Here is a 26,102-nt window from a genome sequence, read left to right on the forward strand (position 1 = left end):
GACGTCGCACGGCGCCGACGTGCCCTCAGGGCCGCGGCGCCGACGCATGCCCCCCGCCTCGCCTCGCGTGGTTCCGGCATGCCCGCGGCGCCCTGTCCCCGAAGAAAGGCTCCCCGTGTCCGTCGTTTCCACCTTCCGCCGCGTCTCCGCCCCGAAGAAGGCCATCGCCGGTGCCGCTCTGGCCGTCGCCACCGCCGGCACGCTGTTCGCCGCCGCGCCCGCGCAGGCCGCGACGACCGAGGCCGGCTCGGCGCAGAAGATCGCGAAGAAGATGATCTCGGACTCGGCCCAGTACCAGTGCTTCGCGAAGATCGTCGACCACGAGAGCGACTGGAACGTCGACGCCACCAACTCCTCCTCCGGCGCCTACGGCCTCGTCCAGGCCCTGCCGGGCAACAAGATGGCCTCCGCCGGTTCCGACTGGAAGACCAACCCGGCCACCCAGATCGAGTGGGGCCTGGACTACATGAAGGACCGTTACGGCAGCCCGTGCGGCGCCTGGAACTTCTGGCAGTCGAACGGCTGGTACTGAGCCGACCGACCCTGCCGGCAGAGCTGAAGGCGGCGGCCCCTCGATCCCCGGGGCCGCCGCCTTCGCCCTCGGGACACGTCAGCCGGTGCTGACCCGGAGTTCCTTCACGCCGTTGATCCACGCGGAGCGCAGTCGGCGGGGGTCGCCGGCGAGTTTCAGGTCCGGCATCGCGTCGGCGACCGCGTTGAAGATCAGGTCGATCTCCAGCACCGCGAGGGACTTGCCGAGGCAGTAGTGGGGACCGCCTCCGCCGAAGCCCAGGTGGGGGTTGGGATCGCGGGTGATGTCGAAGGCGTCCGGGTTCTCGAAGACCTCGGGGTCGTGGTTGGCCGAGGCGTAGAAGATGCCTACCCGGTCGCCCTTCTTCAGTTGCTTGCCGCCCAGTTCCGTGTCCTGGGTCGCCGTACGCTGGAAGGAGACCACCGGGGTCGCCCAGCGGACGATCTCCTCCGCCGCCGTGGCGGGCCGCTCCCTCTTGTACAGCTCCCACTGGTCGCGGTGGGTGAGGAAGGCGTGCATGCCGTGGGTGATGGCGTTGCGGGTGGTCTCGTTGCCCGCCACGGCCAGCATCAGCACGAAGAACCCGAACTCGTCCGAGCGCAGATTCCCTTCGTCCTCGGCCGCCACGAGCGTCGTGACGATGTCCTTCGCGGGGCACTCCTTGCGGTCGGCGGCCATGGTCATCGCGTAGGAGATGAGCTCGGTGGCCGACTCCTTCCCGACCTCCTCGGTGATGGCGTACTCGGGATCGTCGTACGCGATCATCTTGTTGGACCAGTCGAAGATCTTGGTCCGGTCGTCCTGCGGGATGCCGATGAGCTCGGCGATGGCCTGCAGGGGCAGTTCGCAGGCGACCTCGGTGACGAAGTCGAAGGGGCCGGAGTGCTTCCGGGCGTTCGCGGCGATCGCCAGCGCCCGCGTCCGCAGGCGCTCCTCCAGCGCGCGGATGGCACGCGGGGTGAAGACGCGCTGGACGATCTGGCGGACCCGGGTGTGCTCGGGCGGGTCCATGTTCAGCAGGATCAGCCGCTGGGCGTCGATGGCATCGCGCTCGATGTGCTCGTTGAAGCGGATGATCGCGGTGTTGAGGGTGGACGAGAACAACTCCGGGTGCGTCGAGACGTACCTGACGTCCGCGTGCCGGGTCACGGCCCAGTAGCCCCCGTCCTGGAATCCGGCCACATTGCCCGACTGCGGGATCCAGCGGACCGGTTCGGCGCGGCGCAGCTCGGCGAACTCCGGGAGGGGCACGCGGTGGTGCAGCACATCGGGGTCGGTGAAGTCGAACCCGTCGGGAAGCGCTGGACAGGGCATGGACAGCTCCTGACGGTCCATCAGCAAAGAGGGTCGTCGTGACGGTAGTAACGGGTTCTACAACTGGCAATAGCCATGAGCGCCCCAATTGCCCGCACACCCCTTGCCGTCACTGAACCTCCGTCAGCACACTGCAACACAGAACTAGAACGCGTACTAGTTCCGCAGAGCCTCGGAGAGGACCCGCACCCATGGCTGCCGAACCCGTGATCGTCGAAGCCGTACGCACCCCGATCGGCAAGCGCGGCGGCGCGCTCGCCAACCTCCACCCCGCCTATCTCCTGGGCGAGACCTACCGCGAACTCCTGGGCCGCACGGGCATCCCCGCCGACTGCGTCGAGCAGATCGTCGGCGGCACGGTGACCCACGCCGGCGAGCAGTCCATGAACCCCGCGCGCACGGCCTGGCTGACCATGGGCCTGCCGTACGAGACGGCGGCGACGACGGTCGACTGCCAGTGCGGGTCCTCACAGCAGGCGTCCCACATGACGGCCAACATGATCGCGGCGGGCGTCATCGACGTGGGGATCAGCTGCGGCGTCGAGGCGATGTCACGGGTGCCGCTGGGCTCGGGCTCCAAGCACGGGCCGGGCAAGCCGTTCCCCGACGAGTGGAACGTCGACCTGCCCAATCAGTTCGAGGCGGCGGAGCGCATCGCCCGGCACCGGGGGCTGACGAGGGAGAACGTCGACTCACTGGGGCTGGTCTCGCAGGAGCGGGCGGCGACCGCCTGGGCGGAGGAGCGGTTCAAGAGGGAGACCTTCGCGGTCCAGGTCCCGACGACCGAGGACGAGCAGCGCGCCGGGCAGGGCATGTGGCGGCTCGTCGACAAGGACGAGGGCCTGCGCGACACCTCCGCGGAGGCCCTGGCCGGGCTGAAGCCGATCATGCCGACGGCCGTCCATACGGCGGGCAACTCGTCGCAGATCAGCGACGGGGCGGCGGCGATCATGTGGGCGTCGAAGCGGATGGCTCGCGCCCTGAAGCTGCGGCCCCGGGCCCGGATCGTGGCCCAGGCGCTGGTGGGCGCCGACCCGCACTTCCACCTCGACGGGCCGATCGACGCGACCAAGGCCGTGCTGGGCAAGGCGGGGATGTCGTTGAAGGACATCGACCTCGTCGAGATCAACGAGGCGTTCGCGTCCGTGGTGTTGAGCTGGGCCCAGGTCTTCGAGCAGGACCTGGAGAAGGTGAACGTGAACGGCGGCGCGATCGCGCTGGGGCACCCGGTGGGGGCCACCGGGGCCCGGCTGATCACGACCGCGCTGCATGAACTGGAGCGGGCGGACAAGGAGTTCGCGCTGGTGACGATGTGTGCGGGGGGTGGACTCGCCACCGGGACGATCATCCAGCGGCTGTAGCCTCAGGGCATGAGGACGCGCACTCTGAGGTTCGGTCTGTACGCGGACGAGCAAGGGCTCGCATGGGTCAGGGGACTGGTGGACGAGGCTGTGGGCGCACGCGAGGCCCGGATCGTCGGCGAGACGGTCGCCCACGACTATCCCGAGCGGGGCGACGACCGCTGAGGTGTACGACCATCGGAAGACGGTGATCAGGTCGTTGTGCCCGGAAGGGACCGCGCCTCACGTCTGCCGGGTTCCGTGGGCCGCGCTCTAGTTGTCCGCCGTCCAGTTGACGAAGGTCGTGAACGCGGCGGGGCCGAGGGTGACGATCGGCCCCGCCGGGTTCTTGGAGTCGCGGATGGCGATGGTGGTGTGGGGGGTTTCGGCGACCTCGACGCACTGGCCGTTCTGGTCGCCGCTGTGCGTCGACTTGGTCCAGGTCAGGGAGCCAGTGGTTGCGCACTCGATGCACTCGCCGCCCTGATCCCCGCTGTAGCTGGACTTACGCCACTGGATCCCCGTCAGAATCTCGGTGCTCTCCATAACGCTCCTCCATTACGCGCCGGATCAACTCCGCCGAGTCCTTGAGGGAGAGTGCGGCGGCTTGCAGATGATCGTAACGGAGCGAGCAGTCCTTGACCGTCTCTGGGTTGGCGGTGGGATGCCCGCTGCTGTACCCCTCGGTGTAGACGATGGTCGGATCGCTCGGGAAACGGAAGACGGTGAATGAGCCCTGTGATCCCGCGTGCGCGCCGGCCGAAAATGGCAGCACCTGCACGTTGACCCTCGGATTGTGCTCGAAGGACAACAGGCGTTCCAGTTGGCCGCGCATGGTCTCCCGACCGCCGATTTGCTGGTGCAGCGCCGCCTCGCTCAGGATCATCCAGAAGACCGGGGGCTCGCTCTTGTCGAAGATGCGCTGACGGGCCAGCCGTACCTCGGTGCGGTCGTCGAGGTCGGTATCGTCCAGCACACCGAGCACAGCGCGGGCGTATTCCTTGGTCTGCAGGAGCCCATGCACCATGTGCGTCTGGAAGGTGCCGATCTCGACCGCCCGCGCCTCCAACTCCGCCACCTGCTGAAACCAGGCCGGAAGTTGACTACGCATCACCAGCTCATGCAACCGGGAGAGCGCGCCACCCGTCCCCAGCGCGATATCGACGCGCTCACTGAAGGGCAGCGTCGGCAGCTTCCTGGCCGTCTCGATCTGGCCGACCAGTGAACCGGTGCAGTAGACGATGTCCCCGAGCTGCTTCTGCGTCAGGCCCGCGGCCTCGCGGTAGCGCCGCAGCTCGAAGCCGTAGTAGTCGAGGGGCGAGGCGCCCGGATCGAGGGTGTTGATGTGGGTCACGCAGAACCCCTCTCACGCAACTCGGCCCACTTCGGGACCTGTTGTATCCGTTCCGTAGCCGAGCGTAGTCGCGCGAGGTCACCCTCGTACCGTGAACCGATACTTTCCCCCCACCTACCTGGCCCCGTTCCGCGCCCAGTACCGGCTGCGCCTCACCGTCGGCGAGCACTCCGCGCGGCACATCCGCGCCATCGCGCGCTCGCTGCTCGACGAGTGGGAGATGCGGGAGCTGACCGACGCCGTGGAGCTGGGCGTGACCGAGCTGGTCGCCAATGTCGTACGGCATGTGCCGGACCGGCGGTGTGAGGTGCTGATCCTGCGGCGGACGGGCGGGGTGCGGGTCGAGGTGACGGACGGGTGCGCCCGACTGCCCGCGTCCCGCGTGGAGTCGACGCCGGACGACGAGGGCGGTCGGGGGCTCGTACTGCTGGACGCGGTGTCCGACAAATGGGGAGTGGACTCCGTGACCGGGGGCGGCAAGGCGGTGTGGTTCGAGTGCTGGTGCGGAAGTACCTGAGGGTGTCGATGCTGAGAGATGACCCCTTCGAAGAAGTGCTCCGGGCCGTGCTCGAAGACCCTGAGGTCCGCGACAGCGGCGTGCCCGAGGGCGTACTGGAGGATGCCGCGCAGGCGCGGCGTGGCGACATTCTCGGGGAGACCCAGGACGCGCGGAGCAGGTATCAGCAGGCTGTCTCCCGGGCCGAGCTGGAGGCGCGGCTCCGCGCGCTGCTGGTGGGGATCGGCGCGTTGCTGTCCGTGGCGCTGCTCATCTCGGCGACCGCGTACGGCTGGAGCGACACGCTCAGGGACACTCTGCCGCAGAGCCGTTCCGTCTCGATCACGTCCGTCGCGGGCAAGGCCCTTGGATTCCTGCTGGTCGTCGCCTTGATCACCTGCGGCACGGCCTTCGTGTCCTGGTTCGTGCACTACCTTCTGTCGCGCGACGCGCGGGCGGGCGTACCAGCGGCCAAGGGGCGTCAACTGCTCGTCAGCGGGGGCTTCGCGTACTGCCCGTTGGTGGTGGCGTGCTCGCTCGGTGTGGGGTCGGGCCCCTCGGAGGTGGCCTGGCAGCTCCGGCACAACCGGCCGCTGGCGGAGGTGGGGGGATACGACTGGGGGTTCGGCGTCACGACGGCCGCCTTCACGGTCTTCGTGCTCCTGCCCCTGGCGCTTCGCTCCCTCGCGTCGGCCGCGGCCAAGCAGTCGCTCTCCCTCTCCTACTTGATCGCCGTACTCGACACGCGGGAGCGGTACCGGGCGGCGCGGCAGGCCGAGACCGAGTGGCGGGAGGCCCTGGAGCAGGCCGTGTTGAGCTTCATGCGGGCACGCATCAGCGAACGCACCGAGCGCGACTTCTCCACGGAACTCACCATCGTCTCCGCCCCGGGCCTGCGCCGGCTCCGCGCCGGCCACGAGCACGTGCCGACGCGGGCCGACCGTCAACTGGCCGTGATCAGCGCGGGGATGGAGGGCGGAAGCATCGCTCTGGCGGGCCCCCGCGGGGTCGGCAAGAGTCAGCTGCTGCAGAACTTCTGCAAGGCCGAGGAGAAGGACCGCCCGACCCGGCTGAGCCTCGTCGAGCCGGTGCCGGTCGTCTTCGACCGGCGGGAGTTCATGCTGCACCTCTTCTACAAGCTGTGCGACCTCGTGATCGACGAGGGTCTCGGCACGGCGCGGGAGGCGGAGCGGCACAAGCGCTCGATCCGCTACCTCCAGACCCAGGCGGACGAGGCGGCCGTCAGCGCCGGATGGCGGAGCTGGAACCTGTCGGCGAAGAGGGCGACATCGCTCGCCGAGCAGCCACAGACGTATCCCGAGATCGTGGACGCCCTGAAGAGGTTCCTCGGCCGGACCGCGCTGGAGTTGGACGAGGCGAGGCGGCGGCTGGTGATCGGTATCGACGAACTCGACCGGATCGAGCCGGCCGCCACCGCGCGTACCTTCCTGAACGAGCTCAAGGCCATCTTCGACGTGCCGAACTGCCTGTTCGTGCTGTCGGTCTCCGACGAGGCACTGCGGGAGGCGGACCTGGCGCCGGTCGGCCGACGGGACGCCTTCGACAGTGCGATAGACGAGGTCGTCCGGGTCGAACCGCTCGACCTCGCGACGGCCGAACGACTGCTGGGACGTCGGGTGGTGGGGCTGCCGGTCCCTTTCACCGCCCTGTTCTACTGCCTGTCCGGCGGCATGCCGCGTGACCTGCTGAGGACGGCGCGCGCGGGCATCTCGTACGCGTCACCGGAACCGCTGCGCTCGCTCGCCAACCTGGCCGACTGGCTGGTGAGGCGCGAGGTCGACCGCATCGCCAACACCGCGGGCGGCTCCGAGGAGCACTCCGAACTCGCGCAGTTCTTCCGCCGGGACGTACTCGACGACCACGAGGGACTCGACGAACTGGGACACCTGATCCACCAGCAGGCCGGGGCGACCGGGGACCGCGCGCGGCTGGGAGCGACGCTGGCCAACCGCGCCTACCAGCTGGACACGGTGAAGAGGATCTTCACGCAGACCCTCACCCGGGAGCAGATCACCGCTGCCTCCGATCACCGCTCCGCCGGCTCCTTCGCCGCGCTCGCCCGCACCCACCGCGAGATCGGCACCGCCGACACCCTGGCCCGGTCCACGCTCCAACGCGTCAGGACCGCCTGGTCGTTGCCGGCCCTGCCGCCCATGCCCCCGGGCTGAATCGGAGGGGACTTTCGCACTTCGTCCGCCGCTGAACGCCGCTCTGTGATTCCGCGTCTTCGATCACGTGGCCGCAGCCGAACTCGCCGACACCCGCACGCGCACACGCACCGACGCCCCGCAGTCGGTGCCGCCTGACCGATGGCGGCTCCCGCGCAGGGTGTGGGCCCGCCACCGGGTGCCGCTGCTGGCCACCCTCCCGGCCCTCCCCCTCTACGCGATCTGGGCTCTGTTCCTGGCCACCGGCGGCGGTGACCTGGCCGCCCAGGAGGCGTGGGCGGGGTTCGCGGAGCGGCACGGCGGATCGGCGTACAACCTCTTCTGGTACGGCGGCATGCACACCGCCAACTACAGCCTGATATCCCCGTACTTGATGGCCGGCCTCGGCGTCCGCACGGTCACCGTCGTCTCGGGTGTGGCCGCCACCTGGCTCGCGGCCGTCCTCATCACCCGCGTCGAGGGGCTGCGCAGACCTCTCGGCCCGGCCCTCCTCGCGTCCTTCGCCCTGTGGTGCAACGTGGCCTCCGGGCGCACCACCTTCGCCCTCGGTGTCGCGTTCGGGCTCGCCGCCTGCCTCCTGCTCACCCGTCGGCGCAGGATCGTCCTCGCCGCCGCCTGCGCCGCCCTCGCGACCATGGCGAGCCCGGTGGCGGGGCTGTTCGTGGTGGTCGTGGGCGCCGCCTTCCTCGTCACCCGCGATCACGCCCGCGCCCTCGCGCTGCTCGTCCCGCCCGCGGTCACCGTCGGCGCGACCACGCTCCTCTTCCCTTTCAAGGGCGAGCAGTTGATGTTCGCGGACCGCATCTGGCCGCCCTTCTTCCTCGGCCTGGTCGTCACCGCGCTGGCCCCCCGGAGCTGGGGCGTCGCCCGCTGGAGCGGCGTCGTGTACGCGGTCGGGACCGTCCTGACGTATCTCATCCCCTCCCCCATCGGCACGAACGTCGAGCGCTTCGCCGAGCTGTTCGCGCCCGCCGCCCTGCTGGCCGTGCTGCTGGCCCGGCCCCGTCTCACCGGGTTCCGCCGGAAGCTGCTCGTCGTCGCGCTCGTGTTCTCCGTCGGCTGGGTCGGCAAGAAGACCGGCGACGACCTGTACGTCTCCACCGTGGTGCCCGGCTGGGCCGCCGAGACCCAGGGAGTGGTCCGCGCCCTCGACCGGCTCGGCGCCGACCGCACCCGCGTGGAGGTCGTCCCGGCCCGCAACCACCGCGAGGCCAGCGGGCTCGCGCCGCACGTCAACATGGCCCGCGGCTGGAACCGCCAGCTCGACATGGAGCGCGCCCGGCTGTTCTACGACGGGTCGTTCTCGCCCGCCACCTACCGGGCGTGGCTGGACCGTTGGGCCGTCGGCCTCGTCGTGCTGCCGCTGGGCAAGCCCGACGGGTACGCGAAGATCGAGGCACGGCTCATCCGTGACCACCGGCCCGAGTGGCTGCAGCCCGTGTGGCAGGACGCGCACTGGCGGGTGTACCGCGTGCGCGACGCCGTACCGCTGGTGTCCGAGCCCGCGAGCGTGGTGTCGACGTCCAGCGCCGACATCGTCATACACATGCCACAGCCCGGCACCGCGACCGTACGCGTGGCCTACTCCCCCTGGCTGCACGCGGACGCCGGTGGCTGCCTCGCCCAGCGGGGCGAGTTCACCCAGCTCACCGTGACCGCCCCCGGCGCATACCGGATCAGCTCGGAATACCGTCCCTCACCAGCACGGCCGGGCAGCCACTGCTGACCCAGGCCGCGCGGCCGCCTCAGCGGCCGCCCTCACGCCCAGCGGGCGCACCGCGCATGCCCGACGCCGCACCCCTCGCGCCCCCAGACAACACACCGACAACCGCAGCTTGCCTCGCCCCCCAGGGCAAGTTCACCCAACTCACCGTGACCGCCCCGGCGAACACCGGATCAGCTCGGAGTACCGTCCCTCACCAGCGCGGCCGGGGAGTCGCTGCTGATCCGCTCGGCGCGTGCCGTCTCCGTTCTGGCGCGTGGGCCCTGGAACAGGTACGTGACGCCGAAGCCGGCGCCGACGACCAGGGCGCCTCCGACCGCGTCCAGCACCCAGTGGTTGCCGGTGACGACGATGGCGGTGACCGTGAAGAGGGGGTGCAGCAGGCCCAGGGCCTTCATCCACCATCTGGGGGCGAGGACGAGGATCACCAGACCGCACCACAGGGACCAGCCGAAGTGCAGGGACGGCATCGCCGCGTACTGGTTGGTGAGCTCGGTGAGGGTGCCGTAGTCGGGCCTGGAGAAGTCCTGCGGGCCGTTGACCGTGTCGATGATGCCGAGGCCGGGCATCAGGCGGGGCGGGGCGAGGGGGTAGAGCCAGAAGCCGATCAGGGCGAAGACGGTGGCGAAGCCGATCGCGGTGCGGGCCCAGCGGTAGTCGACGGGGCGGCGCCAGTAGAGGACGGCGAGTACGGCGAACGGGACGCCGAAGTGGAACGACTCGTAGTAGAAGTCGAAGAAGCCCCGCAGCCAGTCGACCTTCACGACGGCGTGGTTGGCCCAGTACTCGATGTCCAGGCGCAGGACGCGTTCGAGGGAGTGGATCTCCTCGCCGTGCTCCTCGGCGGTGACCCGGCCGGCCGAGTGGGAGCCGCCGGCCGCGGCGAGGCGGATCTGGGCGTAGGCGTAGTACGTGACCCGGATCAGCAGGAGCTCGAAGAACAGGTTCGGGCGGCTGATCACCCGGCGCAGGAAGGGGACCAGCGGGATGTGCCGGAAGCGGGCCGGGACCGGGTCGGCGTACCGGGTGGGGATCGGCGTCTGCCAGTACGGGGAGGTGCGCGACAGGAACGGGACGACGGCGGCCGTGGCGAGCGCGGCCAGGAGGACGAGGTCGGCGCGCAGGGGGTGCAGGAACACCTTGTCCGGCACCATCGTCTTCGCGGGCAGGGTCATCACCAGGATGACGGCGACCGGCCACACGTACCGGTCGGAGGCCCGCTTGCCGACCTGTCCGACGACCGCGAGCAGCACCCACAGCAACTGGTGCTGCCAGGCGGTCGGGGAGACGACGGTGGCGGCGCAGCCGGTGATCGCGACGGCGAGGAGGAGCTGTCCGTCGTGGGCGTAGCGCACGGCCCGGCGCAGCGCGAGGACGGCGACGGCGGCGCCGAGGGCGAGGAAGAGGGTGATCTCCAGGGGTCCGGTGAGCCCCAGCCGGAGCAGGGCGCCGTGCAGGGACTGGTTGCCGAGGTCGTCGGCGCGTCCGCCGAGGCCGACGCCGGCCATGTGGTGGACCCAGTAGGTGTACGAGTCGTGCGGCATCGCCGCCGCCGCGAGCGCCGTGCCGGCGGCGAACGTGGCCCCCGTGGACAGCGCGGCCCGGCGGCGGCCGGTGAACCACAGCAGCGGGATGAACAGCAGCAGGGTCGGCTGGAGCGCGGCCGCGAGACCGATGAGCACGCCGCTGGCGCGTTCGCCGCGGACGGCGAAGCAGCCGAGTAGGACGAGCAGGACCGGGATGATGCTGGTCTGGCCGAGGTAGAGGGTGTTGCGCACCGGCAGCGACAGCATGAGCAGGCTGATCGCGACGGGCGCGGCGAGCAGGGAGGTCCTGCGGCTCACCGGCTGGGGCAGGGCGCGGGCGGCGACCAGGCCGAGGGCGACGACGAGCAGGAGGGTGCCGAAGGTCCAGCCCCAGCCGAGGGCCTGCTCGGCGGCGCGGGTCAGCGGTTTGAGGACCAGCCCGCCGAACGGCGTACCGGTGAACTGCGTGGAGTCGTACAGCGAACCGTTCACATGCAGGACGCCGTTCGGGCCGACCCAGGTCTCCAGGTCCGTCAGCCGCTCCCCGCGCGGTGTGCCGACGACGACGGCCACCTGCCGTACGGCGAGTATCGCGACGACCAGCCACAGACCGAGCCGCGTCACGCGCAGGCGTGCCCGGACCGTGCCGACGGCCGTGGCTCCGAGTGCCTGCGCCGGTCGCCCACCGTGATCCGCGTTCGCCACGCCTCGTCGGCCTCCCGCCTCGTTCGTCCCAATCCCACGAGTAAGGAATCTTCACGAAGCCTATGCGGCTCGCACCGCCCCCGGGAGAGACGCACGCGACCCCCGCTTCACCTGACGTCCGCTCTCCTTTCGTCCGGTGACATGATCGGCGGCCCGCACCTCGCGCCGTCGCCTGCGCCGATCGGCTGAATCGACCATCCTGGAAGCCCCGGCGGGGAACCGGAGTTCCCTCACGGGGAACGGAGCGCGCGACTATATTCGTTAGCACATCTAGTTAGCGCTTCTAACTAGTAACGGCCATACGAAAGGCAAGGCGATGAGCGAGTCGCAGCTCTGGGACGACGTCGACGAGTACTTCTCCGCCCACCTCTCACCCGACGACGACGCCCTCCAGGCGACCTTGCGGGACAGCGAGGCGGCCGGGCTGCCGTCGATCGCCGTCAGCCGGCCCCTGGGCAAGCTCCTGCAACTCCTCGCCGAGATCCAGGGCGCCCGCACCATCCTGGAGATCGGCACCCTCGGCGGCTACAGCACCATCTGGCTGGCCCGCGCGCTGCCCGCCGACGGCCGGCTGATCTCGCTGGAGTACAGCGCGAAGCACGCCGAGGTCGCCACCCGCAACATCGCCCGCGCGGGCCTGGACAAGATCGTCGAGGTGCGGGTCGGCGCGGCCCTGGACTCGCTGCCCAAGCTGGCCGACGAGAACCCGGCCCCCTTCGACCTGGTCTTCATCGACGCCGACAAGGCCAACAACCCGAACTACGTCGACTGGGCCCTGAGGCTCACGAGCACGGGCAGCCTGATCGTCGTCGACAACGTCGTGCGCGGCGGCCGGGTCATCGACGCCGGCAGCACCGAGCCGGACATCCGGGGCACCCGTGCCGCCATCGAACTGATCGGCAGCCACCCGAGGTTGAGCGGCACGGCCGTCCAGACGGTGGGCAGCAAGGGCTACGACGGCTTCGCGCTGGCCCGCGTGCTGTGAAGCGGCGTGCGGATCAAGCCTCGTGATAGAAGCCGACGTTGACGCTGCGGGGCTCGGTGCGGTCCTGGACGATGATCTCGCCGCTGCCGCCCCTCGGCAGCGGCACCGTCCCGCCGTACGCGATCGGCTGGGCGTACTCCCCCACCGTCAGCCGCACCTCGGAGGACGGGTCGGACTGCGAGCCGCGCAGCCAGGTCACCTGCCAGCCGCCGTCCGGGCCGCACACGAACTCCAGGTGGACCCGCGAGACGAACAGCCAGTCGTCCGGCGTCGCGAGCCGGCACACCGACTTGTCGCGGCCCACCCGCAGCAGGGCACCCGGCTCGCTGGGCGCGTCGGCCATGAGCATGCCGGCCGTGGCACCCTCGTCCGCCGCGGACACGGCGGCCATGGTGAGTTCGAGCACGTGCGCTCCTCCTGAAACGTCCTTGTACGGCGGCCGTTGTGGCCACCGAGGCCGCATACTAAATCGCCCGGCACCACCGCGTCCGGCACAATGAAGTCATGACCGAGCGAAAGCCCCCCGGTGTTCCGTTCGAGTCCTGGGTCGACAAGCAGATCCACGACGCGCAGGAGCACGGCGACTTCGACCGGCTGCCCGGCGCGGGACAACCGCTGCCGCCCGATCTGGAGTCCCCGTACGACGAACTGTGGTGGGTCAAGCGCAAGATGGCCCGCGAGGGCCTGGCGGTCCTGCCTCCCGCCCTGGCCCTGCGCAAGGAGGCGGAGGACGCGCTGACGGCGGCCTACGCGGCGCCGTCGGAGCGGATCGTCCGGAAGATCATCACGGACGTCAACGCCAAGATCCGCGACATGCTGCTGAAGCCGCCGCCCGGCCCTCCCCTGGGCCGCAGGCCGTACGACGTGGAAGAGGTCGTACGCCAGTGGCGGGAGCGCCGGGCGGCGGCGAACGGTCCGCGGGCGGACGGCTCAGACGTGTAGCAGCCGTTCCGCCAGCTCGCGGTAGTCGCGCAGGGCGACGCGGAGCTGCTCGGTGTCGGTGGACGACTCGGGCCCGCCCTCGGCCCGGTCCGTGGACTCCCAGGCGCCGCGCAGGGTACGGCGGCGCTGTGTCATCGCCTCGTTGAAGCGGGTGGTCAGCTCCTCCAGGACGTGGTCGGCCTCCTCGACGGCGGCCCGGGGGCCGTCGACGAATCCGGAGACGGCGTGCTGGAGCTTGAGCTCGAACTTGTCGGACTCGTCGTGCGGGAACAGCGGGGTGGCCTCGTGCCCGGCCTCCGTGCTGATACCGCCCGGCGTCGTGGTGCGCGACTGCGCGCCGTGCTGTTCCGTACCGCCGGTGGGCGCGACCGTGGGGCCGCTCCTCGCCGGGTCGGGGTCCATTCCCCTGCCGGCACCCATGCCGGTCCTCGCGTCCGTCATGTCAGTCGACTTCCCTTCGCGTGACGTCCGGTGAACGCCCACGGCAGATGGCGGCGGTGGCCGTCGCTGCGGGCGGGCGTCCGCTCGCCGGCGTCCCTGCGGGACTCGGGGGCCCCGCGGTGACGGTCGACCGGGGCCGTCAGGTCCTCGAACAGGGCCCGGGCCTCGATCATGGCCTCGCGCATCTCCTCCGTTCCCGAGCCTCCGCCGTCCCGTCCGTCGCCGACGCGCGCGTGGGCGACGCGGTGCACGCGCCGGTAGCCCTGCACATGGTCCGCGTGGTGCACGGACAGGGCGGCGAGCTGCTCCTCGTACTGCGCGCCGTCCGGGAAGCCCCGGGCCCGCGCCAGGTCCGCGAGCAGCCGGTCCGCCTCGGCGACGGCCTCCCTCGGCGAGTCGACGAAGTGCTCCTGGGCCGCCGTCCAGCGGGCCTCGAACCGCTCCAGCTCGGTCGGCTCCAGCGAGCGCTCACGCAGCGCGCCGTGCCGTTCCACGAGCCGGCCGAGTTCCCGTTCGGCGGCCTTGGTGTCCCCGTCGTGCCGGGCCACGGCCCGCTCGTACTCGGGCCCGAAGCGCCGCTTCAGACCTCCGCTTCCCCGCGCACCGCGAGCGCGCAGAGCCAGGACGGCCACGCCGAGCACGACGGCGACCGCCGCTATCACGATCAAAATGATCACACCTGTGGACATATGGGCCGGGTTGCCCCCAGGACGCCTCTCAAACAGCCCCTCCTCCCACCGCACCGGGCGTGTCGACTCACCGGCGCCCCGATCGACGTGAAGGTGAGGACAGCGATTTCGAGCCATACGGAGGAGAGAGTCATGGGCGAGGTCATCGCACAACTGTCGATGTCGCTGGACGGCTACGTCACGGGCCCGGACCCGGGCCGCGAGCACCCCTTGGGCATCGGCGGCGAACGCCTGCACCAGTGGGTGTACGGCCTGCGCAGCTGGCGCCGGGAGCAGGGCATCGAGGGCGGGGCGAGCGGCCCCGAGGACGACCTGCTCGCGGAGTGGATCAAGCGCCCCGGCGCCGTCGTCATGGGCCACGGCATGTACATCGCAGGCGAAGCTCCCTGGGGCGAGGCCCCACCCTTCCACATGCCGGTGTACGTCGTGACCCACCATCCCCGCGAGCCCCTGGTCAAGGCGGGCGGCACGGTCTTCCACTTCGTCACCGAAGGCCCCGAACACGCCCTCGCCCTGGCCCGCGAGACGGCGGGCGCCAAGGACGTGTCCCTGGCGGGCGGGGCGGATCTGGTGCAGCAGTTCATCCGGGCCGGTCGGCTGGACGAACTCCTGCTCCACGTCGTACCCGTCCTGACCGGCGGGGGCGGACGACGCCTGTTCGACAACGTCGGCGACACCCCCATCGAATGGCGCAGGACACAGGTACTGGACGCCCCCGAAGCCACGCATATTCGCTTGCGGGCAAGCTGGTCCCCCCTCCGAGAATGTCGGCCATGACCTGGACCGTCACCCCGGAACCCCCTGACTCCCCCACCGCCACCGCACTCTGGCGGGCGTACTACACGGAGGTCAGCGACCGCTACTACCTCCTGCACGAGGGTCGCCGCACCGACCCGGCCGAACTGGACCGCGAGATCACCGCCCACTCGTGGGACGAACTGCGCCCGCCGAAGGGCCGGTTGCTGGTGGCCCGCTACGCGGGCGAGCCGGCCGGCACAGCCGGCGTACACCTGCTGGACGCGCAAACCGCCGAACTCAAGCGGGTGTTCATTCACGAGACGATGCGCGGCAAGGGCGGCGGACCGACCCTGGTACGGGCCGCCGAGAACACGGCCCGCGCGCTCGGCGCCACCCGGATGATCCTGGACACCCGCCACGACCTGGTGGAGGCACGCGCCCTCTACACCCGACTCGGCTACGAGGAGACAGCCCCGCACAACGACGACACCTACGCCGACCACTGGTTCAGCAAGAACCTGCACTGACACACGGGTCACCGGCAGGAACGGGCATCCGCCCGCACCGGCGGGCGTCAAGGAACAGCCCCGCCTGGCCCACCCCGCGCCCCCGCCGACCCGTTGTGCGGCTGCTCCCTGTCCGAGCCGCACAGCTCGTGGTTCAGCTCCTTCACCAGCTGGATGAGATCGGTCGGCCGGTCCGGCCCCCACCAGTCCCCCAGCAACTCGGCCAGCGACTCCTCACGTACCAGGGCCAACCGCTCGGCGACCTCCCGTCCCCTGTCGGTCAGCACAAGATCGAGCCCCTCACGGACGGCCAGCCGCCGCTCCTCCACCTGTCGCGCCGCCTCCAGAACGACCGGCAACGGCACCGCGCTGCGCTCGGCGAGCACCGCCGGCTCCACCCAGCCGTACTTCTTGATCCGCAGCAACAGCCACCCCGCCGCGGGCAGCAGGTCGTACCCGGCCCGCTCGGTGATCTTCCGGTAGACCTCCCGCCGCCCCTCCCGCGTACCGAGCACCGACAGCGCCCGGCACACCTCGTCGTACGACGACCGCTCGACCGGATTACTGGCGAGCGTCTCGGAGAGGTCGGGCGCCCGCACGGACCCCCGCAGCTTGTCCTCGCGCAGGAACCAGGCCAGCACGAACCCGAGCAGAGCGACCGGAGCGGCGTACAGGAACACGTCGGTGATGGCGGACGCGTACGCCTGCAGCGCCCCCGGCCGCAGGGCGGCCGGCAGTTCCGCGATGCCCCGCGGATCGGCCTCCAGCCCGTCCAGGGAGACACCGGGCGGAAGCCGGACCCCCCGGAACGCCTCCACGAGCTTGTCGTCGAGCCGGCCCGCGAAGATCGTGCCGAAGACGGCGACGCCGAAGGACGCCCCGATGGACCGGAAGAAGGTCGCACCGGAGGTCGCCACGCCGAGGTCCTCGTACGAGACGGCGTTCTGCACGATCAGCACGAGGACCTGCATGACCAGCCCGAGCCCCAGCCCGAAGACGAAGAAGAACACGCTCATCTCGGCGGTGGAGCTGGCCATGTCGAGCTGGTGGAGCAGCAGCAGCCCGAGCGTGGTGACCGCGGTCCCGGCGACCGGGAACACCTTCCAGCGCCCGGTGCGGCTGACGATCTGCCCGGATCCGGTGGACGACAGCAGCATGCCGACGACCATCGGCAGCATGTGCACGCCGGACATGGTCGGGCTGACGCCCTGCACGACCTGGAGGAACGTCGGCAGATAGGTCATCGCGCCGAACATCGCGAACCCGACGATGAAGCTGATCACGGCGGACAGCGTGAAGGTCCGCACCCGGAACAGCTTGAGCGGCAGCACCGGTTCGGCGGCCCGCCGCTCCACGGCGACGAACGCGACGGCGAGCACGACCCCGAGGACGGCGAGCCCGACGATCTGCGGCGACCCCCAGTCCCAGGTCGTCCCGCCGAGGGACGCCACCAGCACCAGGCACGTGGCGACGGAGGCGATGAGGAACGTGCCGAGGTAGTCGATGACATGCCGCGTCGCCTTGCGCGGAATGTGCAGCACGGCGGCGATGACGGCGAGGGCGACGACCCCGACGGGAAGGTTGACGTAGAACACCCACCGCCAGCTCAGATGCTCCGTGAACACCCCGCCGAGCAGCGGCCCGAGCACACTGCTCGCCCCGAACACGGCACCGAACAGCCCCTGGTAGCGCCCGCGTTCCCGCGGCGGGACGATGTCGCCGACGATCGCCATGGACAGCACCATGAGCCCGCCGCCGCCGAGCCCTTGGACGGCCCGGAAGGCGATGAGCTGAGCCATGTCCTGGGCCATGCCGCACAGCGCGGAGCCGACGAGGAAGATCACGATCGCGATCTGGAAGAGCCGCTTGCGGCCGTACTGGTCACCGAGCTTGCCCCACAGCGGGGTGGCGGCGGTGGACGCCAGCAGATACGCGGTCACGACCCACGACAGATGCTCCAGCCCGCCGAGGTCGCTGACGATGGTCGGCAGCGCGGTCGACACGATGGTCTGGTCGAGGGCGGCGAGCAGCATGCCGAGAAGCAGCGCGCCGATGGAGACGAGGACGTCGCCGGGCACGTTCTCGTGCGGCTCGACTCCCCGTCGCGGGGGCTGCGCGTCACGCACATTTCCCGTCATACCGTGCGCATCCCCGCCCATGAAGACCTCCCACGGCTGTCGTTACACCTCCCACACACCCCCATCGTGATCGCTTTGGACGGTTATGGCCTGTCGAGTCCCTTTGGAATCACTTGTTCCGGGGGCTTCGGGAGACGACGTGAGGGACGTCTGCATAATCTGGGGAGTTCGCGAGGGGAGGCACGAACACGTGAGCGAGCCGAGGGGAACAGTGGGAGCCGAGGGTCCGGACGACCCGGGGAGCCCGGACGGCCGTCTGTGCCCGGAGTGCGGGGCGCCGAGAGCGGCCGACAACACCCCGTCGTGCGGCTGCGGCCGGCGTGTGTCCGAGGCCCTGCGAGACGCCCGTACGGCGGAGGCGGCCGCGGCGGAGGACTTCGATCCGCTGCGGATACGCCCATACGTGGAACTGGAGGGCGGAGCCGAGCCGGCGGACGGCGCCGGAGAAACGATGCCCCTGCGGGCGGTACCGCCGACCGACCCGGCACCCGCACCGGCTCCCACCGAACCGAGCTCGACGCTCCCGGCCCCCCTGCCACCGCCGACACCGACGCCGACACCGACACCGACACCGAGCGAGCGGGACGGGGCCGGCCGACGCCGCCGTACGGTCCTGCTCGGGGTCGGCGGAGGGCTCGTGGCCGTACTGGCGGCGGCGGGGCTGGCCAGCGGCCTGCTCGCGTACGAGACGCCGTCGCGGGACAGGGCGCTGCCGGAGGACGTACGGGTGAGCGTGCCGGATCCGCCGAGCAGCGAGGCGGCCCGGACTCCGTCGCCGACCGGGACGTCACCGCGGCCGGCACCGCCGCCGGTGCCCCCGTCCCCCACCCGGAGCGCGTCCCTCTCGCCGTCACCGTCGAGGTCGAGCGCGTCCCCCACCCCGCCGCCCTCGACGGAACCGGCGAACACCCCCTCGGGCACCGGCGCCGCCGACGCGCAGGAGGAGTCCTCCGCCGCCCGAGAGACGGCACCCCCGACCCTCCGCCGCGGCGACCGCGGCCCCGAGGTCACGGAACTCGAACTCCGCCTGACCCAACTCGGCCTCTACACGAGGGAGGCCGCGGGGACGTACAACGAGGGCGTCGAGGACGCGGTGACGCGGTATCAGCGGGCCCGGGGGATCCAGCCGGAGGAGTACGGCGTCTACGACCTGGCGACGCGGGAGCGGCTGGAGTCGGAGACGCGGGAGCCTTGACGGGGGTTCGCCCAGGGACCCGGGACTTCGGGTCGACGGCGGCTGCGGTTTGTCCCGTGACTGGTCGCGCGGTTCCCCGGCGCCCCTCGGGTCGACCGCGGCATCCGTCGGCCGGCCCGTCACCCGCCCTACAACCGAATCCACATCACCCGAATCACCCGACGTACAACCGAATCCACCCACCCCCGGCGTCCTCCACCCGCACCTGCCGAAGATCCCGCACCAGCACGTCCGGCCCGTGCGCCCCGGCCCGCTCCCCGACCCCCACGACCCGCATCCCGGCCGACCGCCCGGCCTGGATCCCCGCCGCGGAGTCCTCGAACACCACGCAGTCCGCCGGCGCGACCCCCAGCTCGGCGGCCCCCTTCAAGAACCCCTCCGGATCAGGCTTGCTGGCGCCCACCGACTCCGCGGTCACCCGCGCATCCGGCAGCTCCAGCCCGGCCGCGGCCATCCGCGCCGTGGACAGCGCGACATCCGCCGAGGTCACCAGCGCGTGCGGCAACCCCCGCAGCGAAGCCAGAAACTCCCGCGCCCCCGGTATCGCCACCACGCCGTCCACGTCGGCCGTCTCCTCGGCGAGCATGCGCGCGTTGTCCGCGAGGTTCTGCTCCATCGGACGGTCGGGCAGCAGCAGCGCCATCGAGGCGTGCCCCTGCCGTCCGTGCGCGACCTTCATCACCTCGTCCCCGTCCAGCCCGTGCCGCTCGGCCCAGCGACGCCAGATCCGTTCGACGACGGCGTCCGAGTTGACGAGGGTGCCGTCCATGTCGAGCAGGAGGGCACGGGCGGTGAGCACAGGGGGCACGGGCACGGCGGGCACAGGGGTGGCCGGCATCGGCAGCTCCAAGGCGAGGGGCACGGGGGTACAGGGTGGCCCCCGAGAGAAACAAGGTGGTCCCGCCCGCCGGTCAGGGAAAACGGGCGGGAGCCACTTTGTTCCTCCACGGTACAAAACCGAGCGGCATATCGCCACCACCCGCGCCGACCGTTCACCGACCGTTCAGCTCAGCCGGTCACGGCCTCCCACAGGCTCCACACCCCCAGAGCGAGCATCACCAGCGCCGCCACCCTGGTGATCAGCCGCAGCGGCACCCTCCGCATCAGCGCCTTCCCGCCGACGATTCCGAGCCCCGCCACGGCCCACAGCGCCAGCACCGCACCGAGGCCGACCGACAGCGGATCGTCGTAACGCGCCGCGAGGTTCGCCGTCATGATCTGCGTCAGATCCCCGAACTCGGCGACGAGGATGAGCATGAACCCGGCCCCGGACACCTTCCAGAAGGACTGGTTCTCCGGCTTGCGGATCTCCTCCTCGTCCTCGCCCTTCCGCATGAGCAGCACGGCCGCGCCACCCAGGAACAGCACACCCGTCAGCGCGTGCACGATCTGCTGGGGCAACAGCGTCAGCACGCTGCCGGCCGCCACGGCCAGCGCGACATGCACCGCGAACGCGGCGGCGACACCGGCGAAGACGTAGGAGGCGCGATAGCGCGTACCGAGGACGAGCCCGGCCAGCGCCGTCTTGTCGGGCAGTTCGGCAAGGAAGACGACGCCGAAGACGACCGCCGTCACGGTGAAGCTGATCAAAATTCCTCAATCGGTCGGGGCTGCCCCACCGAGAGCATTGTCACTGCGCTACGACACCTCGGCACGGCAGCACACTGGGCGCCCGTGCCGTACGGCACGGGCGTGCACTGCTTGCCGAAGGTCTCGCTGGCCGACCCCTTCGACGAGGTCCGCCTCCGGGCGCCGGCTCAGGCGAGCTGAGCAGTATGTCGACGGTCCGGCGAAGAGCTACTCCCCTTCTGCGCCCACCATCATACGAGATCGTTTCGCCGTAAACCTTGTTATGTCATGTACGCGTCACTAACTTCTTACCGCACGCACACCTCCCCGCAACACGGCGTCGCGAGCATTCCCACGCCCGTACGCCAACACCCCCACTCCACAAGGGAGTTCGCATGTCGAAGTTCTACGCGCGTCGACGCGTGAGCATACTCGCGGCGCTGACCGGTGTCATCGCCTCCGTCGGACTCTTCAACGGCCCGACCGCCTCCGCCGCGCTCCCCACGCCGGTCAGCGCCACCACCGCCCGCGGTTACCTGGCCCAGCTCACCGTGGCCACCGAGGACCGCACCGGCTACGACCGCGACCTCTTCCCGCACTGGATCACCCAGTCCGGCGCCTGCAACACCCGCGAGGTCGTCCTCAAGCGCGACGGCACGAACGTCGTCCAGGACTCCTCCTGCGCCGCCACCAGCGGCAGCTGGTACTCCCCGTACGACGGCGCCACCTGGTCCGCCGCCTCCGACGTCGACATCGACCACCTCGTCCCGCTGGCCGAGGCATGGGACTCCGGCGCCGACAACTGGACCACCTCGCGGCGCCAGTCCTTCGCCAACGACCTGACCCGCCCGCAGCTCATCGCCGTCACGGACAACGTGAACCAGTCCAAGGGCGACCAGGACCCGGCCCAGTGGATGCCCTCGCGCACGGCCTACCGCTGCACCTACGTCCGCGCCTGGGTCCAGGTGAAGTACTACTACGGCCTCTCGGTCGACTCGGCGGAGAAGTCGGCGCTGACGAACCACCTCGCGAGCTGCTGACGCGCTACCGACGACGCGCTACCGACGACGCGGTGCCGATGACGCGGTGCCGATGACTCGATACCGACGATCCGGTACCGACGATCCGGTACCGACGAGTACGCACAGTTCGGCAAACCGTGACCTGCGGAACCTCGCCGCTCACCTCCGTCGTTCCGTACCGTACGGGGCGACGGAGGAGGGCATGACGTGGCCGAACTGCGCCTGGGACCACTGCTGAGGTACGTCGACGGCTCGTCCGCGACCGTATGGGTCGAGTCGAGCCGTCCGTGCACGGCCGCGGTGCGCGGTGCGGACGGTTCCGGTGGCGAGGCCCGCACCTTCCAGATCGCCGGGCATCACTACGCCCTGGTGCCGGTGACCGGTCTGACTCCGGGGACGACGACGCCGTACGAGGTCCTCCTCGACGGCACCCGCGTGTGGCCGCTGCCCGGTTCCCCGTTCCCGCCGTCCGTCATCCGCACCCCCGCCGACCGCGACCCCGTCCGCCTCGCCTTCGGCTCCTGCCGCTGGGCCGCGCCGCCGGCCGGTGAGGAGGACCCGGTCGGCCCGGACGCGCTGGACACCCTCGCCGCCCGGATGGCGGCCGACCCGGACGGTGAGCGGCCGGACGTGCTCGTGCTGCTGGGCGACCAGGTGTACGCCGACGAGACCTCCAAGGCGACCAGGCGCTGGCTGGCCGCCCGGCGCGATCTGAGCGAACCTCCGGGCGACGAGGTCGCGGACTACGAGGAGTACACCCGCCTCTACTACGAGTCCTGGCTCGACCCCGAGGTGCGCTGGCTGCTGTCCACCGTGCCGAGCTGCATGATCTTCGACGACCACGACGTAGTTGACGATTGGAACACCTCCGCCGCCTGGCTCGCCGACATGCGGGCCACCTCCTGGTGGCGGGAGCGGCTGCTGAGCGGGCTGATGTCGTACTGGGTGCACCAGCACCTGGGGAACCTGTCACCGGCCGAGCTGGCCACCGAGCCGCTCTACGCCGCCGTACGCGAAGTCCCCGACGGCACCGACCTGTTGCGCTCCTTCGCCTGCGCGGCGGACGCCGACCCGGCCTCGGTCCGCTGGAGCTACCGGCGCGACTTCGGACGCGTACGGCTGCTGATGGTGGACACGCGGGCGGCCCGGGTCCTCGACGAGGACGCGCGCTCCATGCTGGACCCCGGTGAGGCGCGATGGCTGCGCGAGCAGGCCCTGGACGCCCCCGGCTCCTGCGATCACCTCCTCATCGGTACGTCCCTGCCCTGGCTGCTGCCGCACCTGGTGCACGACGCCGAGGCGTGGAACGCCGCCCTGTGCCGGGGCGAGCGCGGGGAGCGCTGGGCGCGGTTCGGGGAGGACATGCGGCGGCGGGCCGATCTGGAGCACTGGGCGGCGTTCCCGGCGTCCTTCGACGCGCTGGCGGAGCTGATCGCCGAGGCCGGGTCGGGCACCGGGGCCCCGGCGACGGTGTGCGTGCTGTCCGGTGACGTGCACCACGCCTATGTCGCCGAGCCGGCCTGGCCGGACGACAGCGGGCCGGACGCCCGGGTCTTCCAGCTCACCTGCTCGCCCGTGCACAACGCCATCCCGCTGGCGATCCGGCTGGGCTTCCGCTTCGGCTGGAGTGCGGTGGCGCGGGCCCTCGGGCGGCGGTTCGCGGGACACGGGGGCTGCCCGCAGCCGCCGATCGACTGGCGCAGGACGGGCGGGCCGTGGTTCGGCAACCAGCTCATGACGCTGACACTGCGCGGCCGTTCGGCGCGGCTGCGGCTGGAGCAGGCGCGGGGGGTGCGCGGGGCGGGAGCGCGGCTGCGGACGGTCATGGAGTCGGAACTCGCCCCGTGATCGGCGGGTTCCGGACACTTATGCCCCTCTCGTGACCCTTGCGACCTCTTACCCCTCCCGGCCCTCTTACATCTCTTATGGCTCGTGTGCCGCTTGCGCCTCTTGTTCCTCTTGTTCCTCTTGTTCCTCTTGTTTCCTCTTGTGCCTCTGTGGCCTTGATGGCCTGTGATGCTCGTGATGCATCCCACACTCACCGACCCCGGGGCTCGGTTGGCACTGCTTCCGACGGCATGATGATCCGGACCGTCCGCTTCCACCTTGCGGTTCCCTCCGATGCGCCCCCACGCCCGGGAGTCACCCCTTTGTCTGCACCGACCTCCGCCCCGACCCCGGAGCCCTCCACGGCCTCCGTCGCCCTGGTCGGCGCGGGTCCCCGCGGCACCAGCGTCCTGGAACGCCTCTGTGCCTCCGCTCCCGAACTCCTCCCGCCCGGGGCATGCCTGACGGTCCACGTGATCGACCCCGCCCCGCCCGGCCCCGGGCACGTGTGGCGGACCGCGCAGTCGCCCGAGTTGCTGATGAACACGGTGTCCTCACAGGTCACGCTGTTCACCGACGACAGCGTGGACTGCTCGGGCCCGATCCGGCCCGGCCCCAGCCTCCACGCATGGGCGGCCGGCGCGCTCGGCCCGGACGAGTACCCGACCCGCGCCCACTACGGCCGGTACCTGGCGTGGGTGTTCGCGAAGGTGGTGCGTGAGGCGCCGCCCGCCGTGCGCGTCCAGACGTACGAGGCCCGAGCGGTACGGCTCGACGAGGCACCCGACGGCAGCCAGGTCCTCACCCTGGACGACGGCCGGGTCCTGCCCGGCCTGTCCGCCGTCGTCCTGGCACAGGGACATCTGCCGACGGCCGCCGACGCGACTCAGCGCCGTCTCGCCGCGTACGCCGAACGCCACGGTCTGCGGTACGTGGCCCCCGCCAACCCGGCCGACGTCGACCTCTCCCCCGTCTCCCCCGGCGAACCGGTGCTGTTGCGCGGCCTGGGCCTGAACTTCTTCGACCACATGGCCCTGTTGACGACGGGCCGCGGCGGCCGCTTCGCCAGGGAGGCCGACGGACTGCGCTATCTCCCCTCCGGCAACGAGCCGCGCCTGTACGCCGGTTCGCGGCGCGGCATCCCGTACCAGGCGCGCGGCGACAACGCGAAGGGGCCGTACGGACGCCATCTCCCGCTCGTCCTGACCCCCGAGGTGATCGCCGGTTTCCGCAAGCGCGCGGACTCGGGCGAGGCGCCGGACTTCCTCACGGAGATATGGCCGCTGGTCGCGAAGGAGGTGGAGACGGTGTACTACACGGCGCTGATACCGGAGGCCCGGCGGCCCGACTTCGTGGAACGCTTCCTCGCCGTGCCCCACCGCGACCCTCAAGAGGCATGCGTGCTGGCGGAGTTCGGCGTGCCGGAGAGGCAGCGCTGGAGCTGGGACCGGGTCTCCCGACCGTATACGGGACGTGACTTCGCCGATCCCGGGCAGTGGCGCGACTGGCTGCTGGCGTATCTGCGCGAGGACGCCGCACAGGCCGCCCGGGGCAACGTGCACGGCCCGCTGAAGGCAGCGCTCGACGTGCTGCGCGACCTGCGCAACGAACTGCGCCTGATCGTCGACCACGGCGGCCTCACGGGTGCCTCCCGCCGGGAGCACCTGGACCGTTGGTACACCCCGCTCAACGCTTTCCTGTCCATCGGCCCTCCCCGTCGGCGCGTGGAGGAGCTGGTGGCACTGATCGAGGCGGGCGTGGTGGAGGTGCTCGGGCCCCGCCTGGAGGTGCGGGAGGAAGCGGGTGCGTGGGTGGCGCGCTCCCCCGAGGTGCCGGGTTCGGCGGTCCGGGCGACGACTCTCGTCGAAGCGCGCCTGCCGGAACCCGACCTGCGCCGCAGCGCCGACGAGTTGCTGGCCAGGCTGCTGAAGACCGGGCAGTGCCGCCCGCACACCGTCGACGGTTACGAAACCGGTGGGCTGGACGTGACACAGCGGCCGTACCGTCTGATCGACCGCCAGGGTCAGGCACACACGCGGCGGTTCGCGTTCGGAGTGCCCACGGAGGGCGTGCACTGGGTGACCGCGGCGGGAGCGCGGCCCGGTGTGGATTCGGTCACTCTTTCGGACGCGGACGCGGTGGCGAGAGCGGCGCTACGTGCGGCGCTCCCCGGAGATACCGGCGAAACCGAGACAAAGCGACGACGAATGTTGAATTTGCAAGTTTCCATGAGGACTACCTAACCTGGCTACCGATCGGTACCCGTCCCCATGCCGTTCCCGATAAGGACCGGCCAACACCTCAGACCGAGGGAGTCCCCCACATGACCGGACGCCTCAACAGCGCCCAGCCGTATGCCATCGGCCTGTTCCGCATCGTCGTCGGCCTGCTTTTCGCCTGCCACGGCGCCGACAAGCTATTCGGCACCTTCGGGGGTCAGACCCCCCCGGCCGGCACCTGGCCCGCCTGGTACGCCGCCGTGATCGAGCTGGTCGGCGGCAGCCTGGTGCTGCTCGGCCTCGGCACCCGCGCCGCCGCGTTCATCTCCTCCGGCGCCATGGCGTACGCGTACTTCAAGGTCCACCAGCCCCAGGGGCTGTGGCCCATAGAGAACAGCGGCGAAGGCGCCGCCCTGTTCTGCTGGGCCATGTTCCTGCTGATCTTCACCGGCTCCGGCGCCCTCGGCGCGGACCGGCTGTTCGCCAAGCGCTCCGCGGCGCAGGACCGGACGGCGGCCGACAAGACGCCGGTGGCCGCCTGACGCCTCCGGCGGATCGGCACGGCGACTTGTACGACGCCGCCCGTTCGCGTACGTCGGCGCCCGTACCCGCGCTTTAGGAACGGAAGAGCACACGACTCAAATCCACACAC

Annotated in this window: 25 protein-coding genes; 15 read left to right on the forward strand and 10 right to left on the reverse strand. The window is 70.9% G+C overall.

Annotation, left to right across the window (positions count from 1 at the left end):
* The first annotated feature begins 115 nt into the window (after positions 1-115).
* Complete coding sequence (locus ABZ078_RS05925) at positions 116-532, forward strand: transglycosylase SLT domain-containing protein (protein WP_356572038.1); 417 nt, start codon at positions 116-118, stop codon at positions 530-532.
* 78 nt (positions 533-610) lie between these two features.
* Here the strand turns inward: ABZ078_RS05925 and ABZ078_RS05930 are convergent, their stop codons facing one another.
* Positions 611-1,846 (reverse strand): cytochrome P450, encoded by a 1,236-nt coding sequence (locus tag ABZ078_RS05930; RefSeq protein WP_356572039.1) that lies wholly within the window; start codon positions 1,844-1,846, stop codon positions 611-613.
* 191 nt (positions 1,847-2,037) lie between these two features.
* On the opposite strand from ABZ078_RS05930, the gene ABZ078_RS05935 reads away from it, so the two are divergent.
* Positions 2,038-3,207 (forward strand): steroid 3-ketoacyl-CoA thiolase, encoded by a 1,170-nt coding sequence (locus tag ABZ078_RS05935; RefSeq protein WP_356572041.1) that lies wholly within the window; start codon positions 2,038-2,040, stop codon positions 3,205-3,207.
* Between the two features lie 9 nt (positions 3,208-3,216).
* Positions 3,217-3,372 (forward strand): hypothetical protein, encoded by a 156-nt coding sequence (locus ABZ078_RS05940; protein ID WP_356572043.1) that lies wholly within the window; start codon positions 3,217-3,219, stop codon positions 3,370-3,372.
* 87 nt (positions 3,373-3,459) lie between these two features.
* On the opposite strand, the gene ABZ078_RS05945 is transcribed toward ABZ078_RS05940, so the two are convergent.
* On the reverse strand, positions 3,460-3,732 hold the full coding sequence (locus ABZ078_RS05945; RefSeq protein WP_356572045.1) for a DUF397 domain-containing protein: 273 nt from the start codon (positions 3,730-3,732) through the stop codon (positions 3,460-3,462).
* Positions 3,692-4,540 carry a helix-turn-helix transcriptional regulator gene (locus ABZ078_RS05950; protein ID WP_356572047.1) on the reverse strand — a complete coding sequence of 283 codons (849 nt, stop codon included), beginning with the start codon at positions 4,538-4,540 and terminating at the stop codon, positions 3,692-3,694. Before ABZ078_RS05950 ends, ABZ078_RS05945 begins: the two co-directional genes overlap by 41 nt.
* Positions 4,541-4,631: 91 nt before the next feature.
* Between ABZ078_RS05950 and ABZ078_RS05955 the strand changes: the two genes are divergently transcribed.
* The 3 genes from ABZ078_RS05955 (at position 4,632) to ABZ078_RS05965 (ending at position 8,951) form a co-directional block, all read left to right on the forward strand.
* Positions 4,632-5,057: an ATP-binding protein gene (locus ABZ078_RS05955; protein WP_356572048.1), complete on the forward strand. Its 426-nt coding sequence runs from the start codon at positions 4,632-4,634 to the stop codon at positions 5,055-5,057.
* Between the two features lie 47 nt (positions 5,058-5,104).
* Positions 5,105-7,225: a P-loop NTPase fold protein gene (locus ABZ078_RS05960; RefSeq protein ID WP_356572050.1), complete on the forward strand. Its 2,121-nt coding sequence runs from the start codon at positions 5,105-5,107 to the stop codon at positions 7,223-7,225.
* A 127-nt stretch (positions 7,226-7,352) separates the two neighbouring features.
* A complete protein-coding gene (locus ABZ078_RS05965) occupies positions 7,353-8,951 on the forward strand; it encodes a hypothetical protein (RefSeq protein WP_356572102.1) in 1,599 nt (532 codons plus the stop codon).
* A gap of 170 nt (positions 8,952-9,121) precedes the next feature.
* On the opposite strand, the gene ABZ078_RS05970 is transcribed toward ABZ078_RS05965, so the two are convergent.
* Positions 9,122-11,179 carry a bifunctional glycosyltransferase 87/phosphatase PAP2 family protein gene (locus tag ABZ078_RS05970; protein WP_356572052.1) on the reverse strand — a complete coding sequence of 686 codons (2,058 nt, stop codon included), beginning with the start codon at positions 11,177-11,179 and terminating at the stop codon, positions 9,122-9,124.
* 316 nt (positions 11,180-11,495) lie between these two features.
* Here ABZ078_RS05970 and ABZ078_RS05975 point away from each other — a divergent pair, with 316 nt between their 5' ends.
* Positions 11,496-12,164, forward strand: coding sequence for an O-methyltransferase (locus ABZ078_RS05975; protein ID WP_356572054.1), 669 nt, complete (start codon positions 11,496-11,498; stop codon positions 12,162-12,164).
* A gap of 13 nt (positions 12,165-12,177) precedes the next feature.
* Here ABZ078_RS05975 and ABZ078_RS05980 read toward each other — a convergent pair whose 3' ends face one another.
* A complete protein-coding gene (locus ABZ078_RS05980; protein ID WP_356572056.1) occupies positions 12,178-12,570 on the reverse strand; it encodes a hypothetical protein in 393 nt (130 codons plus the stop codon).
* A 98-nt stretch (positions 12,571-12,668) separates the two neighbouring features.
* Here ABZ078_RS05980 and ABZ078_RS05985 point away from each other — a divergent pair, with 98 nt between their 5' ends.
* Positions 12,669-13,106, forward strand: a complete 438-nt coding sequence (locus ABZ078_RS05985) for a DUF1992 domain-containing protein (protein ID WP_356572058.1) — start codon at positions 12,669-12,671, stop codon at positions 13,104-13,106.
* Here the strand turns inward: ABZ078_RS05985 and ABZ078_RS05990 are convergent.
* Both ABZ078_RS05990 and ABZ078_RS05995 read right to left on the reverse strand, forming a co-directional pair.
* Complete coding sequence (locus ABZ078_RS05990; protein WP_356572060.1) at positions 13,095-13,589, reverse strand: hypothetical protein; 495 nt, start codon at positions 13,587-13,589, stop codon at positions 13,095-13,097. The two genes, ABZ078_RS05985 and ABZ078_RS05990, sit on opposite strands and share 12 nt — an antisense overlap.
* A complete protein-coding gene (locus ABZ078_RS05995) occupies positions 13,544-14,236 on the reverse strand; it encodes a hypothetical protein (protein WP_356572062.1) in 693 nt (230 codons plus the stop codon). The genes ABZ078_RS05990 and ABZ078_RS05995 overlap by 46 nt, the downstream gene beginning before the upstream one ends.
* Before the next feature lie 132 nt (positions 14,237-14,368).
* Between ABZ078_RS05995 and ABZ078_RS06000 the strand changes: the two genes are divergently transcribed.
* Together ABZ078_RS06000 and ABZ078_RS06005 are read left to right on the forward strand one after the other, a co-directional pair.
* Positions 14,369-15,013, forward strand: a complete 645-nt coding sequence (locus ABZ078_RS06000; protein WP_356572063.1) for a dihydrofolate reductase family protein — start codon at positions 14,369-14,371, stop codon at positions 15,011-15,013.
* Positions 15,010-15,501: a GNAT family N-acetyltransferase gene (locus ABZ078_RS06005; RefSeq protein ID WP_356572065.1), complete on the forward strand. Its 492-nt coding sequence runs from the start codon at positions 15,010-15,012 to the stop codon at positions 15,499-15,501. Before ABZ078_RS06000 ends, ABZ078_RS06005 begins: the two co-directional genes overlap by 4 nt.
* A gap of 47 nt (positions 15,502-15,548) precedes the next feature.
* On the opposite strand, the gene ABZ078_RS06010 is transcribed toward ABZ078_RS06005, so the two are convergent.
* Entirely contained in the window at positions 15,549-17,639 is a 2,091-nt protein-coding gene (locus ABZ078_RS06010) for an MFS transporter (protein ID WP_356572067.1), read from the reverse strand.
* Positions 17,640-17,808: 169 nt separating this feature from the next.
* Here ABZ078_RS06010 and ABZ078_RS06015 point away from each other — a divergent pair, with 169 nt between their 5' ends.
* On the forward strand, positions 17,809-18,813 hold the full coding sequence (locus ABZ078_RS06015) for a peptidoglycan-binding domain-containing protein (RefSeq protein ID WP_356572069.1): 1,005 nt from the start codon (positions 17,809-17,811) through the stop codon (positions 18,811-18,813).
* A 154-nt stretch (positions 18,814-18,967) separates the two neighbouring features.
* Here ABZ078_RS06015 and ABZ078_RS06020 read toward each other — a convergent pair whose 3' ends face one another.
* A complete protein-coding gene (locus tag ABZ078_RS06020) occupies positions 18,968-19,651 on the reverse strand; it encodes an HAD family hydrolase (RefSeq protein ID WP_356572104.1) in 684 nt (227 codons plus the stop codon).
* A gap of 170 nt (positions 19,652-19,821) precedes the next feature.
* Positions 19,822-20,403, reverse strand: coding sequence for a TMEM165/GDT1 family protein (locus tag ABZ078_RS06025; RefSeq protein ID WP_356572071.1), 582 nt, complete (start codon positions 20,401-20,403; stop codon positions 19,822-19,824).
* 374 nt (positions 20,404-20,777) lie between these two features.
* On the opposite strand from ABZ078_RS06025, the gene ABZ078_RS06030 reads away from it, so the two are divergent.
* From ABZ078_RS06030 to ABZ078_RS06045, 4 genes are all read left to right on the forward strand, one after another.
* Positions 20,778-21,422 (forward strand): HNH endonuclease family protein, encoded by a 645-nt coding sequence (locus tag ABZ078_RS06030; RefSeq protein WP_356572073.1) that lies wholly within the window; start codon positions 20,778-20,780, stop codon positions 21,420-21,422.
* A 189-nt stretch (positions 21,423-21,611) separates the two neighbouring features.
* Positions 21,612-23,252 (forward strand): alkaline phosphatase D family protein, encoded by a 1,641-nt coding sequence (locus tag ABZ078_RS06035; RefSeq protein WP_356572075.1) that lies wholly within the window; start codon positions 21,612-21,614, stop codon positions 23,250-23,252.
* A gap of 302 nt (positions 23,253-23,554) precedes the next feature.
* Complete coding sequence (locus ABZ078_RS06040; protein ID WP_356572077.1) at positions 23,555-25,474, forward strand: FAD/NAD(P)-binding protein; 1,920 nt, start codon at positions 23,555-23,557, stop codon at positions 25,472-25,474.
* A gap of 80 nt (positions 25,475-25,554) precedes the next feature.
* On the forward strand, positions 25,555-25,992 hold the full coding sequence (locus tag ABZ078_RS06045) for a DoxX family protein (RefSeq protein WP_356572079.1): 438 nt from the start codon (positions 25,555-25,557) through the stop codon (positions 25,990-25,992).
* Positions 25,993-26,102 lie beyond the last annotated feature (110 nt).

This window comes from Streptomyces sp. NPDC006385, assembly GCF_040612485.1.
Taxonomy (GTDB): Bacteria; Actinomycetota; Actinomycetes; order Streptomycetales; family Streptomycetaceae; genus Streptomyces.